Raw genomic sequence first — 16,375 nt, 5'->3', positions numbered from 1 at the left:
TCTGACAATTCGCGTCGTCGCCCGAAGGGCGGCCCGGCGGCGTCAGGTGCGTGCTCTCGGTGTGCCGGCCCCAGGCCTGCGTACTGGATGTACTCGGGCTTGGGGCCGGTGCGGCGAGAGGGCGTGCATGGCGTCGCCGGGCAGACGGGAATTGTCAGACAGGCCCTAGGCGGGTCGGTGGTCGGTGACGATCATGGCCAGGGTGAGCAGTCCCAGCACGACCCAGCCGAACCACAGCCAGCCGTTGCTGCCGAGCGCCACCGTGTAGGCCGTCACCACGACGAGGCCGCCGAGGGTGAGCACCCCCATCGCTCTCGTGGAACCGTCCGTGGAACCGGGCATCGCGACACCCTCCTCAGGACACCCTGCTCAGGGTTCGTCCCCCTCCATGGTGCCCCGGTTCCGGCTCGCCGGTACCGCCCGTGCGCGGGCGAGGTGCCGTCGGGGGAGTGCCCACCGCCGCTGTGGCGGCCCGGCCCGGCCCGGAGCGGGCCGGCGGGCCTCAGCGCCCCTGTGCGTTCAGGGAGGCCAGGTAGGCGTTGTACGCCTCCAGCTCCTTGTCGCCGTCACGCTCCGCGGCCCGGTCCGAGCGCTTGGCCTGCCGCTGCTCGGACCCGTACCACTGGAACAGCAGTGCGATCAGCACCAGCACCGAAGGGATCTCGCTGAACGCCCACGCGATGCCGCCGGCCGCGTTCTGGTCGGAGAGGGCGTCGATGGCGAGCGAGGCGGGCGGGTTGCGGAAGCTGTCGACCATCGGCGTCGACGCCATCATCAGCGCGATACCGAAGAACGCGTGGAACGGCATGCCCGCGAACAGCTCCAGCATCCGCATCAGATGACCCGGCCGGTTCGGCCCGGGATCCACGCCGATGATCGGCCAGAAGAACACCACGCCGACGGCGAGGAAGTGCACCATCATCGCGATGTGCCCCGCCCGGGAGCCCATCAGGAAGTCGAACAGCGGGGAGAAGTACAGGGCGTACAGGCTCGCGATGAACAGCGGGATCGTGAACGCCGGATGCGTGATGATCCGCATGTAGCGGCTGTGCAGCAGCGCCAGCAGCAGCTCGCGCGGCCCCTTGCGGCCCCGGCCCGCGACCGGCAGCGCGCGCAGCGCCAGGGTGGCCGGGGCACCGAGCAGGATCAGGATCGGCGACAGCATGCTGATCACCATGTGCTGCACCATGTGCACGCTGAACATGACCATCCCGTAGTCGTTCAGCGCGGTGCACATCACCGCCATGACCGTCAGCACGCCGACGGTGAACGACACGGTCCGGCCGACCGGCCAGGCGTCCCCGCGCCGCCGCAGTCTGACGACCCCCCAGCCGTACAGGGCCAGTGCCAGCAGGCAGGCCACGAGGAAGAAGGGGTCCGCCGACCACTGAAGACCTCGCCCCAGCGTGAACGGCGGCAGATCCATGGTCATGCCGTGCCCGCTGTGATCCATCCGCCGGCTCCTGGTTCGTGGGGGTTGCGCGCTGTCTGTCCACAGCTGTCTGTCCGCACCCAGACTAGAGCCGCCCCCGGCCGCGACTGCGGCCGGGGGCGGCTGAAGCCCGCAAAAGCGGCTAGAGCACGCACTCCGCCTCGGCGTACCGCTCCTCCGGGACCGTCTTCAGCGTCTGCACGGCCTCCGCGAGCGACACCATCACGATGTCCGTGCCGCGCAGCGCGGTCATCATGCCGAACTCGCCGCGGTGCACGGCCTCCACCGCGTGCCACCCGAAGCGGGTGGCCAGCACGCGGTCGTACGCGGTGGGCGTGCCGCCGCGCTGGACGTGTCCGAGGATGACCGGCCGGGCCTCCTTGCCGAGGCGCTCCTCCAGCTCGATCGAGAGCTGCCGGGCGATCCCCGCGAACCGCTCGTGGCCGTAGACGTCCTTGCCGCCCTCGTCGAAGTCCATGGAGCCGGCCCGCGGCTTGGCGCCCTCCGCGGCCACGACGATCGCGAACCGCTTGCCGGCCTCGAAGCGCTCCCCGACCCGCCGCGCCAGCTCGTCGATGTCGAAGGGGCGTTCCGGTACGACGATGGCGTGGGCGCCGGCCGCCATGCCCGAGTGCAGCGCGATCCAGCCGGTGTGACGGCCCATGACCTCCACGATCAGCACGCGCTGGTGGGACTCGGCGGTGGTCTTCAGCCGGTCCAGGGCCTCGGTCGCGACCCCGACGGCCGTGTCGAAGCCGAAGGTGACGTCGGTGACCGCGATGTCGTTGTCGATGGTCTTCGGCACCCCGACGATGGGCAGGCCGTTGTCCGAGAGCAGGCGGGCCGCCTTCAGCGTGCCCTCGCCGCCGATCGGGATGATCGCGTCGAGACCGAGCTCCTCGACATGACCCCGGGCCCGTTCCACGCCGTCCCGCAGATGCTCGGGGCGGACCCGGGAGGAGCCGAGGATGGTGCCGCCGCGGGCCAGGATGCCGCCGACGGCGTCGAGGTCGAGCTTGAGGTAGTCGCACTCCAGGAGGCCCCGCCAGCCGTCCCGGAAGCCGATGACCTCGTCGCCGTGGTCGACCACGGCACGGTGCACGACGGACCGGATGACGGCGTTCAGGCCGGGGCAGTCGCCGCCGGACGTGAGGACACCAATGCGCATAGCCCGAAAAACCTTCTCCACGTGGGCCGGGGCCGAACCACGCTGTCCGGCACGGACGTCGCCACCCTAGCGTCAGGAGGGGGCCGGACCGCACCGTGCGTCCGCCTGCTGGACGGGCCCGCTCACCTGTGCGGACAGGGTGTCAGACGGGCCCGCTCACCTGTGCGGAAGGCCCGTCGGACGGGCAACGGACGGGTGTCCGCAAGGTGTCCGACGGGCCTGTGCAGAGACGTTCAGGCAGGCTGCTGCGCGGCCGCGATCCGCTCGTTGCGCAGCGCCTCGTACCAGTGGTCGTCGATCGGCGGCAGCGCGTTCACGTCCAGGGCCAGCTTCAGCAGCAGGTCCGCGACCTGAGGGTTGCGGGCGAGCACGGGCCCGTGCATGTACGTACCGAAGACCGTGTCGTTGTACGCGCCCTCCGTGCCGTCCCCCGTGCCGTTGCCCCGGCCGATCCGCACCTGGGCGAAGGGGCGGGCGGTGGGGCCGAGCTGGGTGACGCCCTGGTGGTTCTCGAAGCCGGTCAGCGGGGGCAGACCGAGCCGCGAGTCGATGTCCGCGAGCACGTCGCCGACGCAGCGCTCACCGGTGCCGCGCACCGTCGTGACGTCCAGCAGCCCGAGACCCGGCTCGCGCTGGCCCAGGTCGTTGACGAACTCCTGGCCGAGGATCTGGTAGCCGGCGCACACCGAGAACACGATCGCGCCGTTCTCCACGGCCCGGTACAGGTGCCCGTCGCGGCGCAGCCGCTCGGCCGCGAGCCGCTGCGGCCGGTCCTCGCCGCCACCGATGAGGTAGATGTCGCCGGAGGTCGGGATCGGCTGGTCGCTGCGTACGTCCATCCGGGCCACGTCGAGGCCGCGCTGCCGGGCCCGGCGTTCCACGACGAGGACGTTGCCCTGGTCGCCGTAGGTGCTGAGGAGGTCGGGGTAGACCCAGACGATCCGCAGTTGGTTGTCGCTCATGAGATGACCGTCCTTGGTGGGTCAGTTGCCGACGCGGCGGCGCAGGTCCTGGAAGGCGGTGTAGTTCGCGATGACCTCGATCCGCCCGGGAGGTGCCATCTGCACGGCCTGGTCGACGCTCTCGCACACCTGGAAGCTCTGGTTGGCGACCTCCAGACGTACCGCGAGGTCCAGCTTCCGGTCGCCGATCACGAAGATCGGGTGGCCGGTCAGCCGGGTGTAGTCGACGTCCCACAGCCACGAGGTGTCCGTGCCGTCGGCGCCGCGCGCGTTCACCGACAGGATCACCGGGGTCGGCGGCGGGTCGATCAGGGAGAACGTCTCCAGCCAGCCGGCCGGGTTCTTGGCGAGCAGCAGCCGCAGGTCGCGCTGCATGAACTGCACGACGTCATAGCGGCCGGCCACGGCCTGCACCTGGTACATGCGCTCCAGGGCCACCTGCGGCGGCACCCCGAAGACGGCGGCGACCGCGGCCGAGGAGGCGGCGTTGGCCTTGTTGGCGCGGCCCGGCAGCTGGAGGTGGATCGGCCAGGCCGAACCGTGCGGGTCGAGGACGTGGTCGCCGGACAGCGCCCAGCTCGGCGACGGCCGGCGGAAGCCGCAGTCGCCGCAGAACCAGTCGTCGCCCGGACGCTGCATCACACCGCCGCAGGACGGGCAGGACCAGGCGTCGTCCTTCCACATCTGCCCGGCTGCGACCCAGATCACATTGGCGGACGAGGACGCGGCCCACACGACCAGCGGGTCGTCCGCGTTGGCGACGACGACGGCCTTGGAACCGGCCAGGCCCTCACGCCAGTTCTCCGCCAGCATCCGCGTCTCGGCCGCGCGGTCGAGCTGGTCGCGGGAGAGGTTGAGCAGCGCGATGCACTTCGGGTCGGTGTCCCGGGCCACGCCCGCGAGGTACTTCTCGTCGACCTCTATCACCGCGTAGCGGGCTTCCGAACCGCCCGCGAGCGCCGAGGTGATGCCGGCCGGCATGTTCGCGCCGAGCGCGTTGGACACGACCGGGCCCGCGGCGCCCAGGGCCTCCGCGATCAGCCGGGTGGTGGTCGTCTTGCCGTTGGTCGCCGAGACCAGGACGACGTCCAAGTGCTGGGCGAGCCGGGCGAGCAGGTCGGGGTCGAGCTTGAGCGCCACCCGTCCGCCGATCACCGAACCGCTGCCGCGCCCTGCTGCGCGCGATGCCGCCGCGACCGCCTTGCCCGCGGTCACGGCGATCTTGGCCCGCGGCGTGAGCGGGTCCGAGTTGCCTGCCATCAGTTCTCGATCCTCCTTGCGTACGCGCCGCGCCTCAAGCCGTTCGGCAACGTGGTGTGGACCTCAGCCTATCGAGATCCATTCACACTCCCGAACCCTGGCACCCCCGCGGCACCCACGCGACATCCGCGTGGCTGTCAGGACCGTACCCTTGCCGCCATGCGACACGGTCCGATCCCGGGCGCCCGCGGGCGCGTCCGGCCCCTCACCCTGCTCGGCGACCCGGTGCTGCACAGCCCGTGCGCCGAGGTCACCGACTTCGGTCCCGAACTGGCCCGACTCGTGGAGGACCTGTTCGCCACGATGTACGCGGCGCAGGGGGTGGGACTGGCCGCGAACCAGGTCGGCGAAGCGCTGCGGGTGTTCGTGTACGACTGCCCGGACGACGAGGACGTCCGGCACCTTGGGCACGTGGTGAACCCCCGGCTGGTCACGGCGGACGGACTGGTGCTGCGCGGGCCGGAGGGCTGCCTGTCCCTGCCGGGCCTGGAGGCGGGGACCGAGCGTCACGACCACGCGGTCGTCGAGGGGTTCACGGTGACGGGCGAGCCGGTCACCGTGCACGGGACCGGCTTCTTCGCCCGCTGTCTGCAACACGAATGTGATCATCTGGACGGTACGGTGTACGCGGACCGGGTGACGGGATGGCGCGGCCACCGGCTGATGCGGCAGGTGAAGCGGGCCCCCTGGCACAGGTGACGCGTCCGCGCGGGCGGACCGGCCGCCGACGCCGCGGTGCGCGTCCGTACGCGCCGGCGGACCGGCCCCCAATGTCGGGGTGCGCGTCCGCAGGGGCGGGCCGGCCGGTCCCGACGTCGCGGTGCGCGTCCGTACGTGCGGACGCGCCGGGCCCGTCCGACGCGCCTCGGGCGGACCGGCGCCGGGGCGCGGGGTCTCAGAACCCCGGGCCGCCCACCTTGTCGCCGGCCGCAGCCAGCCGGCCCCACAGCAGGTCGGCGAGACTGCGCACGAGTTCGGCGCGGGAGCACGGCCGTTCGCCCAGCCACCAGTCGCCGGCCGCGTGCATCATGCCGACGATCCCGTGTCCCCAGACCCGTGCCAGCTGCTGGCTGCCCGGACCCAGATCCACCCGCTCCTCGATCACCTGGGCCAGTTCCTCGCCCATCCGCCGCAGCAGCGGCGCGCTGTGCTTGCCCACGTCGAAGCCCTGGTCGCCGGCCTGGCCGCCCTCCGCCGGGTGCATCAGGAACCGGTACACCTGGGGGCGTGCCTCGATCGCCGCGAGGTAGGTGTCGAGGGTGGCCTCGACCCGCTCGCGCCGTTCGGCGGGCGCGTCCAGCGCGGCCCGCAGCGAGGCGAGCAGGGCGTCCGTGTGCCGCGTGGCCAGGGCGGCGTACAGTCCGCCCTTGTCGCCGAAGTGCCGGTAGAGGATCGGCTTGGTGATGCCGGCCTCCGCCGCGATGGCGTTCATCGACGCCTGCGGGCCGTCGCGGAGCACCACGCGGTCGGCGGCCTCCAGCAGCTCGCGCCGTCGACGGTCGGCGGCCCGCTGCTGATCGGTCCGCTGTGTGGTGTCCATGAGCTCTCCCCACCCGTGCTGGTTCGGTGACGCCTGCGCAAAGTAACACTCAACACCCCCCTGACATCGAACGGGCTGCCGACCGGTCATCAGGAGTTGACATCGCCTACCCGTCGGTAACAGACTCGCGTTACCGCTAGTAACATGCACGTGCGCCGCCGCTGGAGGGGACATGGCCGAGTTCACCATGGAGCTCAACGACGAACAGAAGGAGGTCCGGGACTGGCTGCACGGTTTCGCCGCCGACGTCATCCGCCCCGCGGCCGCCGAATGGGACGAGCGTGAGGAGACTCCCTGGCCGGTCATCCAGGAGGCCGCCAAGGTCGGAATCTACTCCCTCGACTTCTACGCCCAGCAGTACTTCGACCCCACCGGCCTCGGCATCCCCATGGCCATGGAGGAGCTGTTCTGGGGCGACGCGGGCATCGCCCTGTCGATCGTGGGCACCGGCCTCGCCGCCGTGGGCGTCCTCGCCAACGGCACCGAGGAGCAGATCGGCACCTGGATCCCGCAGATGTACGGCGACGCGAACGACGTGAAGGTCGCCGCCTTCTGTTCCTCCGAGCCGGACGCCGGCTCCGACGTGGCCTCCCTGCGCACCCGTGCCGTCTACGACGAGGCCAAGGACGAGTGGGTGATCAACGGCACGAAGACCTGGGCGACCAACGGCGGCATCGCCAACGTCCACGTGGTCGTCGCCGTGGTCGACTCCGAGCTCGGCTCCAAGGGCCACGCGTCCTTCATCGTCCCGCCGAACACGCCGGGCCTGTCCCAGGGGCAGAAGTTCAAGAAGCACGGCATCCGCGCCTCGCACACCGCCGAGGTCGTCCTGGAGAACGTGCGCGTCCCCGGTTCCTGCCTGCTGGGCGGCAAGGAGAAGCTGGACGAGCGCCTCGCCCGGGCGCGCGAGCGGGCCAGGTCGGGCGGCGAGCGAGTGAAGAACGCGGCGATGGCCACCTTCGAGGCGTCCCGCCCGGCCGTGGGCGCGATGGCGGTGGGCACCGCCCGCGCCGCCTACGAGGTCGCCCTCGACTACGCCACGACCCGCGAGCAGTTCGGCCGGCCGATCATCGACAACCAGGGCGTGGCCTTCCAGCTCGCCGACATGCGCACGTCCATCGACGCGGCGCGGCTGCTGGTGTGGCGGGCCTCCTGGATGGCGGTCAACGGCCGGCCGTTCACCTCGGCCGAGGGGTCGATGTCGAAGCTGTTCGCGAGTGAGACCGCGAAGAAGGTGACCGGACAGGCCATCCAGATCCTGGGCGGCAACGGCTACACCCGGGAGTACCCGGTGGAGCGGATGCACCGGGACGCGGCGATCTACACGATCTTCGAGGGCACCAGCGAGATCCAGCGGCTGGTGATCGCCCGCACCCTGTCGGGGATGCCCATCCGCTAGCGCGGCGGGGCGCGGGTGCCGGTCCGGTCCACGCCCCGACACCCGTGCCCCGGTGGTTCAGCGGTGCTTCAGCGGGGTCAGCTGCTCGATGTCGTAGCGCAGTCTCAGTGCCTCGATCGCCGCGTGGTCCGGCGGACCTCCGCCGTCCAGGATCGCCAGGAGCTCCTCGAAGTAGCGCTCGTGGTCCGGCGGAGGCGACGCCTGGAAGAACATCTTCGCGGGCGTCTCCGTCGGATTCGCGAACGCGTGCGGGCAACCGGGCGGTACGACGATCACCGTGCCCGGTGTCGCCCGTACCACCCTGTTGCCCGAACCCGACTCCCAGGTCCGCCAGTTGTCGGGGGTACGGACGCGGGGCTCGAAGGCGAGCACGTCCAGCTCGCCCTCCAGCACGTAGAACAACTCCTCGCTGCGCGCGTGCACATGGGCGCCGACGTCGAAGCCGGGGGGGACCACCACCTCGAAGGTGGAGGCCGTACGCGAGTGCGAGCCGGTCACCTTGAACGTCACGTGCTGCGCGGGACTCTGGACCACCCGGCCGTGGCCGGGCGGCACCAGCAGTCCTTCGGTCGCCGTCATCGGGGGCTCACCAGGTGACGGGCAGGGCCTCGGGCCCGCGGATCAGCGCGCCCTTGCGGAACGGCACCTTCTCCGCCGGCACGGCCAGCTTCAGCCCCGGCATCCGGTCGAGCAGCGCGTCGACGAGCAGCTCGGACTCCAGGCGGGCCAGCATGCCGCCGGGGCAGTAGTGCGGACCGAAACCGAACGCGACGTGCGGGTTCGGGGACCGCGAGAAGTCGATCGTCTCGGGGTACGGGAAGACGTCCGGGTCGCGGTTGGCGGCCAGGTAGGACACGTAGACCGGGTCGCCGGCCCGGATCCGTACGCCTCTGATCGCCACGTCCTCCAGCGCGATCCGGGACAGACCGACCGCGTTGCGGTGCGGGATGTACCGCAGGAGTTCGTCGATGGCCTGCGGCCGGATCTCCGGTTCGGCACGCAGCTGCCGGGCCAGGTTCGGGCGGGTCAACAGGATGTAGAACATCTGCCCGCTGTTGTTGGTGACCGCCTCGCCGCCGATCTGGAGCAGGACCGCGAGCCCCACGGCCTCGTCCGGGGTGATCTCGCCCCGGCCCACGGCGGCGCCGAGCAGCGAGGCCACGTCCTCGGCCGTGCTGCCCTCGCGCCGGCCGATCAGGTCCGCGAAGTACGCGCCCATCTCCGCCTTGGCCTTCTCGCTGACGTGCGCCCCGTGCGAGGAGGACAGGATCAACTGGGTCCAGGTGTGCATGCCGTGGCGGTCGGCCGCCGGGACGCCCATCAGCTCGCAGATGACCGCGATGGGGAACGGGCTGAGCACCGTCTCGGTGAGATCCGCGGGCGGCCCGTCCTGGAGCAGCTCGTCGACCAGCTCGTCGAGCAGCAGGCGGGACTTCTCCCGGACCCGCTCGACCCCCTTCGCCGTGAAGGCGGCGGCCACCGACCGGCGCAGCCTGGTGTGGTCCGGCGGGTCCAGGAAGCCGACCGCGCCGCGGGTCGGGATGAAGTGCGGGGCCAGCCGGGTGACCGGCTGGTCCATGACCGCCTCGCGGCCGAACCGGGGGTCGTTGGTCACCGTGCGCACATCGTCGTGCCGGGTGACCAGCCACGCCCAACCCTCGCCGTTGGGCAGCTGGATGCGGGTGATCGGGCCCTCGTTCATCAGCTCGGTCAGGACCGGGTCGAAGTCGACGCCGGCCAGATCGAGGGCCGGCCAGTGCCGGACCGGGGGCAGGGTCTCGGTGATCGTCTTCTCGGTCATGACGCCCCTTCGTCGCCGCGGTTCCACCGGCCCAGCGACATCTCGGCCGTGATGCCGGGGCCGAACCCGGCGAGCAGCCCGCGGGCCCGGTGCTCGGTGCCGCCCTCGTCGAACAGCCGGCGCAGCGCGTCCAGGACGACGGCGCTGGCGATGTTGCCGTACTCGGTGAGCGTGGCCCGGCTGAACCGGAAGGCGTGCGGATCGACCTCCAGGAACTTGCTGAGGTCGTCGAGTATTCGGGGACCACCCGCGTGGACGATGTAGAAGTCCAGGTCGGCCGCGTTCCAGCCGTGCATGCTCGCGAGGTCGTGGAGCGCCGGGGCGAGCGGCTCCATGGTGGCGGGCACCCGCTTGTCCAGCAGGAAGTGGAAGCCGGTCGCCCGGACGTCGTACATGATCCACTCTTCGGTCTTGGGGATCAGGTACGAGCCGTTGCGCTCCAGCTCGATGCCGGTGCCGCCCCTGCCGCGGACCGCGGCGGCGGCGATGCCGTCCCCGAACAGGCCGTTGGACAGCAGCGATCCGACGCCGAGGTCGGTGGGCTGGTAGCACAGCGAGCAGAACTCGCAGGCCACGATGAGCGCGTTGGCGTCCGGGTACGCCGTGCAGAAGTCGTGGGCCCGGTTGATCGCGGCGCCGCCCGCCGCGCAGCCCAGCTGGGCGATGGGGATCTGTCGGGTGGTGCTGTCGAAGGCCATCTCGTTGATCAGCCACGCCGTGAGCGAGGGCATCATGAAGCCCGTGCACGAGACGTAGATGATCACGTCGATGTCGGTGGTGAGCAGTTCGGCCTCGTCGAGCGCGCGCTGGATGACCGCGGGGACCCGGGCCTTCGCCTCGGCCTGGTAGAGCTTGTTGCGCTCCTCGAACCCCGGGTGTCTGAGGGTCTCCTCGATCGGCTGCACGATGTGCCGGGTGCGTACACCCGTGTTCTCGATCAGACGGAGGGCCAGGGGCAGTTGCGGGTGGTCCTGGTGGTGGTTACGCGCCAGCTCGAGCGTCTCCTCCATGGTGATGACGTGCTCCGGAACCGACACCGAGGGCTTGCACAAAGTCGCCATGACCGTGCCTGCTTTCGCCGTCCGGAAGACCCCTTCGCAGGTCCTCCGGTCAGAAGGTGGTTCACCCGTGAGGGTGGTCCACCCACGATCACCCGACAGGGCGACGGTCTCTCGCTGGACTACTCCAATCGGGGGCCTCGGGACGCAGCGGGCGGTGCACGTCGAGTGCGTCCCGGAGCCGCTCCGGCCGACCGCGGCAGGGCGCGGGCGGGTCACCCGGCGCGGGGCACGCGGACGTGCCCGGGCCCGCGTACGCGTGCGGACCCGCGGGCGCGGCAGGGGACGAGCGGTCCCCGCTGTCGGCTGCCTAGCCCCGCTGTCCGCTGCTGTGCGCGATGCACGCCACGTCGATCCGGTCGGCCAGCTTGGCCAGTTCGATGGTCAGCGCCGCGACCGTGTCCTCGTCCAGGCCGTCCTGGCCGGCCTCCACCAGATGCAGCCAGCGGCCGCCCACCGTGCGCAGCAGCTTGCTGACGTCGGACGCCGACACCTGCAACGTGCCGCGGTCGTCGACGATCAGCGGCAGGGTCACTTCGCGGTTCACAAAGGGGATCGTAGCCGCGGAAGGCTCACGCTCCCTGCCATACGGTGGTGATGTTGCAGAACTCGCGGATTCCGTGCCCGGAGAGCTCGCGCCCGTATCCCGACCGCTTCACCCCGCCGAACGGGAACGCCGGGTGGGAGGCCGTCATCCCGTTCACGAACACACTGCCCGCCTCCAGGTCCCGTACGAACCGGTCGACCTCGGCCTCGTCCCGGGTCCAGACGTTCGAACTCAGTCCGAACGGGGAGTCGTTGGCGATCAGCACCGCCTCGTCCAGGTCGCCCGCGCGGTACAGCGTGGCGACCGGCCCGAAGGCCTCCTCGCGATGGATGCGCATCTCCCGGGTGATCCCGGACAGCACGGTCGGCGGGTAGAACCAGCCCGGACCTTCGGGCCGTTCACCGCCGCACAGCACGGCGGCGCCGCTGCGCCGCGCGTCGTCGACCAGTTCCTCCAGGTCGGCCCGCCCCTGCTCGTTCGCCAGCGGCCCGACCTCGGTGCTCTCCAGCAGCGGGTCGCCGACCTTCAGCGCCCTCATCGCCGCCGTGAAGCGCTCGGTGAACTCGTCATGGACGTCCGTGTGCACGATGAACCGCTTGGCGGCGATGCACGACTGCCCGTTGTTCTGCACCCGGGCGGTCACCGCGACCTGCGCGGCCCGCTCGACGTCGGCGGACGGCATCACCACGAACGGGTCGCTGCCGCCCAGCTCCAGCACCGTCTTTTTGATCATCTCCCCCGAGGTCGCCGCGACCGACCGGCCGGCCGGCTCGCTGCCGGTGAGGGTGGCCGCCTTGACCCGTTCGTCGCGCAGGATCCCGTCGACCGCGCCCGCGCCGATCAGCAGGGTCTGGAAGGTGCCCTCGGTGAAGCCCGCGCGGTGGAAGAGGTCCTCCAGGTAGAGGGCGGTCTGCGGGACGTTGGAGGCGTGCTTGAGCAGGCCGACGTTGCCCGCCATCAGGGCGGGCGCCGCGAAGCGGACCACCTGCCACAGCGGGAAGTTCCACGGCATCACCGCGAGCACCGGGCCCAGCGGCCGGTAGCGGACCAGGACCCGCGAGGCGCCGGAGTCCTGGACGTCGGCGGCGGCGGGCTGCTCGTCGGCCAGCAGTTCCTCGGCGTGCTCGGCGTACCAGCGCATCGCCTTGGCGCACTTGGCCGCCTCCGCGCGGGCCTGCTTGACCGGCTTGCCCATCTCGGTGGTCATCACCCGCCCGATGTTCGCCTGGTCCGCCTCCAGCAGGTCGGCTGCCCGGTGCAGCAGGCGGGCGCGCTCGGCGAACGTCGAGGTGCGATACGTACGGAAAGTGGCCTCGGCGAGCTGGAGCCGGCGTTCGATCTCCTCCTCGCCCATGGCCTCGTACGTCTTCAGCGTCTCGCCGTTCGCCGGGTTCACCGTTGCGATGGGCATGACCGTCCTCCCTGGGAGCAGGCTGTGTCTCGACCTTCGCGCGCGCCTCGCGGAACCGCAACGCGTGCGCGTCCGCTCAGGCAACGCCCGTGCCTTCGCCCAGGCCACGCGTGCGCGTCCGCTCAGGTCGAGTGCTCCGTCAGGCGGTCGAGAAACGCGGTCTGCGCCGCGACGATCAGCTCCCGGGCCCGGTCGAGCCCGAACCACTCCACCCGGTCCAGTTCGGGGAACTCCCGGAGCTGCCCCGACCGCGGTGGCCACTCCATCCGGAAGGTGCCCGGACGGACGGTCGCCGGATCGAGGTCGGCCTCGACCGCCCAGGCCGTGACGGTCTTGCCGCCGGTCTGCCGGACCTCCCCGAGCGCGATCGCCGCGCCGTCGGGCGGCGCCAGTCCGAGCTCCTCCCGGAACTCGCGCCGGGCGGCCTCCCAGGCGGGCTCGTCGGGCCCGTACTCGCCCTTGGGGAGGGTCCAGGCCCCGGCGTCCTTCCGGGCGAAGAACGGACCGCCCATATGCCCCAGCAACACCTCGAGGCCATGGCCGGTGTGCCGGAACAACAGCAGTCCGGCGCTGCGTCTGCCGCGGGCGGCGTTCACGGGCGTACCTCCGGGTGCGCGGCGAGGAGCGTCTCCACGGTGTCCGCCTCCTCGGCGCGCTTGTCCGGCCGGTAACGGACCACGCGGGCGAAGCGCAGCGTGACCCCGGCCGGGTAGCGGCTGGAGCGCTGGAGACCGTCGTAGGCGATCTCGACGACGAGTTCGGGGCGTACGGTGACCACCTGGCCGTCGTCCTCGACGGCCAGCTCGGCCAGCCGCTCGGTCTGCCAGGCGAGCATCGCGTCGGTCATGCCCTTGAAGGTCTTGCCGAGCATCGCGAAGCCGCCGTCGGCCGTACGGGCGCCCAGGTGCAGGTTGGACAGCCTGCCGGTACGCCGCCCGTGGCCGCGCTCGACGGCCAGCACCACCAGGTCCAGGGTGTGCACGGGCTTGACCTTCAGCCAGGCGGCGCCGCGCCGTCCCGCGCTGTAGGGGGCGTCCAGGGCCTTGACCACCACGCCCTCGTGGCCGCGCCGCAAGGTGGCGGCGAGGAACCCCTCCGCCTCCTCGACGTCCCGCGGCGCCCCGGAGGCCAGTGTCCGCCGTACCCGCATCGGCTCGGGGACCAGTCGGGCCAGCTCCGCGTGCCGTTCGGTCAGCGGCAGGTCGAGCAGGTCCCGGCCGTCGACGTACAGCACGTCGAAGAAGACCGGGGAGACGGGCACCGTCTCGGCGGCCGTGGCCACGTCCACCCGCGAGCCGACCCGCCCGGCGGTCTCCTGGAAGGACCGCGGCCGGCCGTCCGGGCCGAGCGCGATCACCTCGCCGTCCAGGACGAACCGCTCGCCCGCCAGCTCCCGCGCGGCCGCCGTCACTTCGGGCAGGCGGTCGGTGATGTCGTCGAGGGTGCGGGTGTGGACGCGCACGGTGTCGCCGTCGCGGTGGACCTGGACCCGGATGCCGTCCAGTTTCTCCTCCACCGCGCAGACGCCCAGCCTGCCGATCGCGTCGGCGACCGAGGCCGCGCTGTGCGCGAGCATCGGCAGCACCGGGCGTCCGACGGTGAGCCGGAACCGGTCCAGGGCCGCGGGTCCGTCGGCGAGCAGCGCCTGCGCCACCGCCGGGAGCGAACCGGCCAGCATCACCGCCCGCCGTACGTCCGCCGCGGGCGCCCCCGTCGCCGCCGCCAGGCCCTCGACCGCGACCGCGTCCAGCGCGCCCTGCCGTACCTCGCCGGTGATCAGGCCGAGCAGGAACCGCTGCTCGTCCTCGGTGGCCGCGCCCATCAGCGCCTCCACCAGACGGGCCCGTTCGGCCTGCGCGCCGGTACCGGACACCGCGGCGAGCTCGGTCAGCCGGGCGTCCACCTGGCGCACGGTCAGCGCCGGTCCGGCGGCCGCCGGGACCGGGCGGGAGAGCACCTTCCAGCCGACGCCCAGCCGCCCCTGCGGCAGCCGCCCGGCCAGGTAGGGGATGACGAGCGGCACGTCGTCCGCGTCGGCGTCCCGGAACAGCCCGGCGAGCAGCGCGGTCTTGCGGGACCGTGCCGAGGTGGCGGCGACCTCCCGGGACACCTGGGCGAGCCGGCTCAGCAGCATGCAGCCATGGTGCACCGCGGGGGCGGCGGCTACACCCGCACGGCCGCGTCGAGGTCGGCGAAGAGCAGCTCGCCGTTGATCGCGGCACCGGCCCGGTAGCCGCGGCTCGCCGCGTTCACCACCTGCTCGGCGAAGCCGGAGGCGTTCCCGGCCGCCCACAGCCCGGGGACGCTCGTCAGGCCCCGCTCGTCGATCACCGGATACGCGCCGAACGGCGTGTCGCGCAGCTCGGCGCCCAGTCGCCGCAGCAGCCCGTCGCGCGGCACGGCGCGCGGCGCCAGGAACAGCACCTCACGCGCGTGCACGGTGCCGTCCACGAGCCGGACGCCGGTGAGGCGGTCGTCGTCGACGACGAGCCCCGCCACCTCGCCCGGCACCACGGCGACCCCGGCCGCGGTCAGCCGGCGCACGTCGTCGCCGGACAGCTCGCTCCGGTCGACGGTGTGCAGGAAGAGGGTCACGTCCTTGGACCACTGGGACACCATCAGCGCCTGGTGCACGCTCATCGGGGTGGTCGCGAGCACCCCGAAGGCCCGGTCGCGCACCTCCCAGCCGTGGCAGTACGGGCAGTGCAGCACATCGCGTCCGAACCGCTCGGCGACACCCGCGACCGGCGGGAGCTCGTCCTTCAGGCCGGTGGCGACGACGAGCTGACGGGCGTGCACCGTCCGCCCGCCCGCGAGCACCACGCCGAACCCGCCGTCCGGGTCGCGTACCGCGTCCACCGCCCGGTCCCGCACGAGCCGCACGCCGTACCGGGCGATCTCCGCGCGCCCCACCGCGAGGAACTCGGCGGGCGACATGCCGTCCCGGGACAGATAGCCCTGCATGTGCGCGGACGGCGCGTTGCGCGGCTCGCCCGCGTCGACGACGAGCGTGCGGCGCCGGGCCCGGCCCAGCACCAGGGCGGCGGACAGCCCGGCCGCGCCGCCGCCGACGACGATCACCTCGTACGTCCCGGCCGTCTCGATCGTCTCGTGGTTCTCGGTCACGGTGACCACCTCCGGGGAGACGGTCGCCCGCATCCGGCGGAATTGACAAACAGCTTTGCCGAATCTGCAATACGGGGATGAGTACCGACGACGTTCTCGCGGCGGTGGGCCCCAGGCTGCGCCGGATCCGCAAGGAGCGGGAGGTCACCCTCGCCGCGCTGTCCGAGTCGACGGGCATCTCGGTCAGCACCCTCTCCCGGCTGGAGTCCGGCCTGCGCAGGCCCAGCCTCGAACTGCTGCTGCCGATCGCCCAGGCCCACCAGGTGCCGCTGGACGAGCTGGTCGGTGCGCCGCCGGTCGGGGACCCGCGGGTGCGGGCGAAGCCGATCGTGCGGCACGGGCGTACCCACTGGCCGCTGACCAGGCAGCCCGGCGGGCTCCAGGCGTTCAAGGTGTTCGAACCGCAGCGCAGCCTCGACCCGGACCCGCGCACCCACGAGGGCTACGAGTGGCTGTACGTGCTGTCCGGGCGGCTGCGGCTGGTGCTGGGGGAGCACGACGTGGTGCTCGGCCCCGGGGAGGCGGCGGAGTTCGACACGCGGGTGCCGCACTGGTTCGGGTCGACGGGGGAGGGGCCGGTGGAGTTCCTCAGCCTGTTCGGACCGCAGGGCGAGCGGATGCACGTACGGGCACGACCCTCGCGCCCGTGAGCCGTGAGCCGTGAGCGGGGC

Annotated in this window: 17 protein-coding genes; 3 read left to right on the top strand and 14 right to left on the bottom strand. The window is 72.1% G+C overall.

Annotation, left to right across the window (positions count from 1 at the left end; genetic code table 11):
• Window positions 1-165: 165 nt before the first annotated feature.
• From FNH09_RS47600 to FNH09_RS11345, 5 genes are all read right to left on the bottom strand, one after another.
• Entirely contained in the window at window positions 166-342 is a 177-nt protein-coding gene (locus FNH09_RS47600) for a hypothetical protein (protein ID WP_152886753.1), read from the bottom strand.
• A gap of 160 nt (window positions 343-502) precedes the next feature.
• The gene (locus tag FNH09_RS11360; RefSeq protein WP_152886751.1) at window positions 503-1,453 is read right to left on the bottom strand and encodes a cytochrome c oxidase assembly protein; all 951 of its coding nucleotides are present in this window, start codon (window positions 1,451-1,453) and stop codon (window positions 503-505) included.
• Window positions 1,454-1,574: 121 nt separating this feature from the next.
• Window positions 1,575-2,600 carry a 6-phosphofructokinase gene (locus FNH09_RS11355; RefSeq protein WP_152886749.1) on the bottom strand — a complete coding sequence of 342 codons (1,026 nt, stop codon included), beginning with the start codon at window positions 2,598-2,600 and terminating at the stop codon, window positions 1,575-1,577.
• A 233-nt stretch (window positions 2,601-2,833) separates the two neighbouring features.
• Window positions 2,834-3,562 carry a type 1 glutamine amidotransferase gene (locus FNH09_RS11350; protein WP_152886747.1) on the bottom strand — a complete coding sequence of 243 codons (729 nt, stop codon included), beginning with the start codon at window positions 3,560-3,562 and terminating at the stop codon, window positions 2,834-2,836.
• 21 nt (window positions 3,563-3,583) lie between these two features.
• Window positions 3,584-4,822 (bottom strand): MurT ligase domain-containing protein, encoded by a 1,239-nt coding sequence (locus FNH09_RS11345; RefSeq protein ID WP_152886745.1) that lies wholly within the window; start codon window positions 4,820-4,822, stop codon window positions 3,584-3,586.
• Window positions 4,823-4,981: 159 nt separating this feature from the next.
• Between FNH09_RS11345 and def the strand changes: the two genes are divergently transcribed.
• The gene (def, locus tag FNH09_RS11340; RefSeq protein ID WP_152886743.1) at window positions 4,982-5,521 is read left to right on the top strand and encodes a peptide deformylase; all 540 of its coding nucleotides are present in this window, start codon (window positions 4,982-4,984) and stop codon (window positions 5,519-5,521) included.
• 196 nt (window positions 5,522-5,717) lie between these two features.
• Here the strand turns inward: def and FNH09_RS11335 are convergent, their stop codons facing one another.
• Window positions 5,718-6,362, bottom strand: coding sequence for a TetR/AcrR family transcriptional regulator (locus tag FNH09_RS11335; protein ID WP_152886741.1), 645 nt, complete (start codon window positions 6,360-6,362; stop codon window positions 5,718-5,720).
• Between the two features lie 172 nt (window positions 6,363-6,534).
• On the opposite strand from FNH09_RS11335, the gene FNH09_RS11330 reads away from it, so the two are divergent.
• The gene (locus tag FNH09_RS11330) at window positions 6,535-7,761 is read left to right on the top strand and encodes an acyl-CoA dehydrogenase family protein (RefSeq protein WP_152886739.1); all 1,227 of its coding nucleotides are present in this window, start codon (window positions 6,535-6,537) and stop codon (window positions 7,759-7,761) included.
• Window positions 7,762-7,818: 57 nt separating this feature from the next.
• On the opposite strand, the gene FNH09_RS11325 is transcribed toward FNH09_RS11330, so the two are convergent.
• The 8 genes from FNH09_RS11325 to FNH09_RS11290 all read right to left on the bottom strand — a co-directional run bounded on the left by FNH09_RS11325 (window position 7,819) and on the right by FNH09_RS11290 (window position 15,737).
• Window positions 7,819-8,340: a cupin domain-containing protein gene (locus FNH09_RS11325; protein ID WP_152886737.1), complete on the bottom strand. Its 522-nt coding sequence runs from the start codon at window positions 8,338-8,340 to the stop codon at window positions 7,819-7,821.
• Window positions 8,341-8,347: 7 nt separating this feature from the next.
• Window positions 8,348-9,562: a cytochrome P450 gene (locus FNH09_RS11320; protein ID WP_152886735.1), complete on the bottom strand. Its 1,215-nt coding sequence runs from the start codon at window positions 9,560-9,562 to the stop codon at window positions 8,348-8,350.
• Window positions 9,559-10,839, bottom strand: a complete 1,281-nt coding sequence (locus tag FNH09_RS11315) for a type III polyketide synthase (RefSeq protein WP_338017539.1) — start codon at window positions 10,837-10,839, stop codon at window positions 9,559-9,561. The genes FNH09_RS11320 and FNH09_RS11315 overlap by 4 nt, the downstream gene beginning before the upstream one ends.
• Window positions 10,840-10,930: 91 nt before the next feature.
• On the bottom strand, window positions 10,931-11,167 hold the full coding sequence (locus FNH09_RS11310) for a DUF6213 family protein (RefSeq protein WP_162468415.1): 237 nt from the start codon (window positions 11,165-11,167) through the stop codon (window positions 10,931-10,933).
• 25 nt (window positions 11,168-11,192) lie between these two features.
• Window positions 11,193-12,578, bottom strand: coding sequence for an NADP-dependent succinic semialdehyde dehydrogenase (locus FNH09_RS11305; protein WP_152886730.1), 1,386 nt, complete (start codon window positions 12,576-12,578; stop codon window positions 11,193-11,195).
• 122 nt (window positions 12,579-12,700) lie between these two features.
• Entirely contained in the window at window positions 12,701-13,174 is a 474-nt protein-coding gene (locus tag FNH09_RS11300) for an NUDIX domain-containing protein (RefSeq protein ID WP_162468414.1), read from the bottom strand.
• A complete protein-coding gene (locus tag FNH09_RS11295) occupies window positions 13,171-14,712 on the bottom strand; it encodes an ATP-dependent DNA ligase (RefSeq protein WP_152886728.1) in 1,542 nt (513 codons plus the stop codon). The genes FNH09_RS11300 and FNH09_RS11295 overlap by 4 nt, the downstream gene beginning before the upstream one ends.
• Before the next feature lie 29 nt (window positions 14,713-14,741).
• Window positions 14,742-15,737, bottom strand: a complete 996-nt coding sequence (locus tag FNH09_RS11290; protein WP_152886726.1) for an NAD(P)/FAD-dependent oxidoreductase — start codon at window positions 15,735-15,737, stop codon at window positions 14,742-14,744.
• A gap of 44 nt (window positions 15,738-15,781) precedes the next feature.
• Between FNH09_RS11290 and FNH09_RS11285 the strand changes: the two genes are divergently transcribed.
• Window positions 15,782-16,354, top strand: a complete 573-nt coding sequence (locus FNH09_RS11285) for a helix-turn-helix domain-containing protein (protein WP_152886724.1) — start codon at window positions 15,782-15,784, stop codon at window positions 16,352-16,354.
• The last annotated feature ends 21 nt before the right edge of the window (window positions 16,355-16,375 follow it).

This window comes from Streptomyces adustus (assembly GCF_009377175.1).
GTDB classification, from domain to species: domain Bacteria; phylum Actinomycetota; class Actinomycetes; order Streptomycetales; family Streptomycetaceae; genus Streptomyces; species Streptomyces adustus.
Note: the sequence above shows the minus strand (reverse complement) of the source record. Positions and strands in the feature narration are given on the sequence as shown.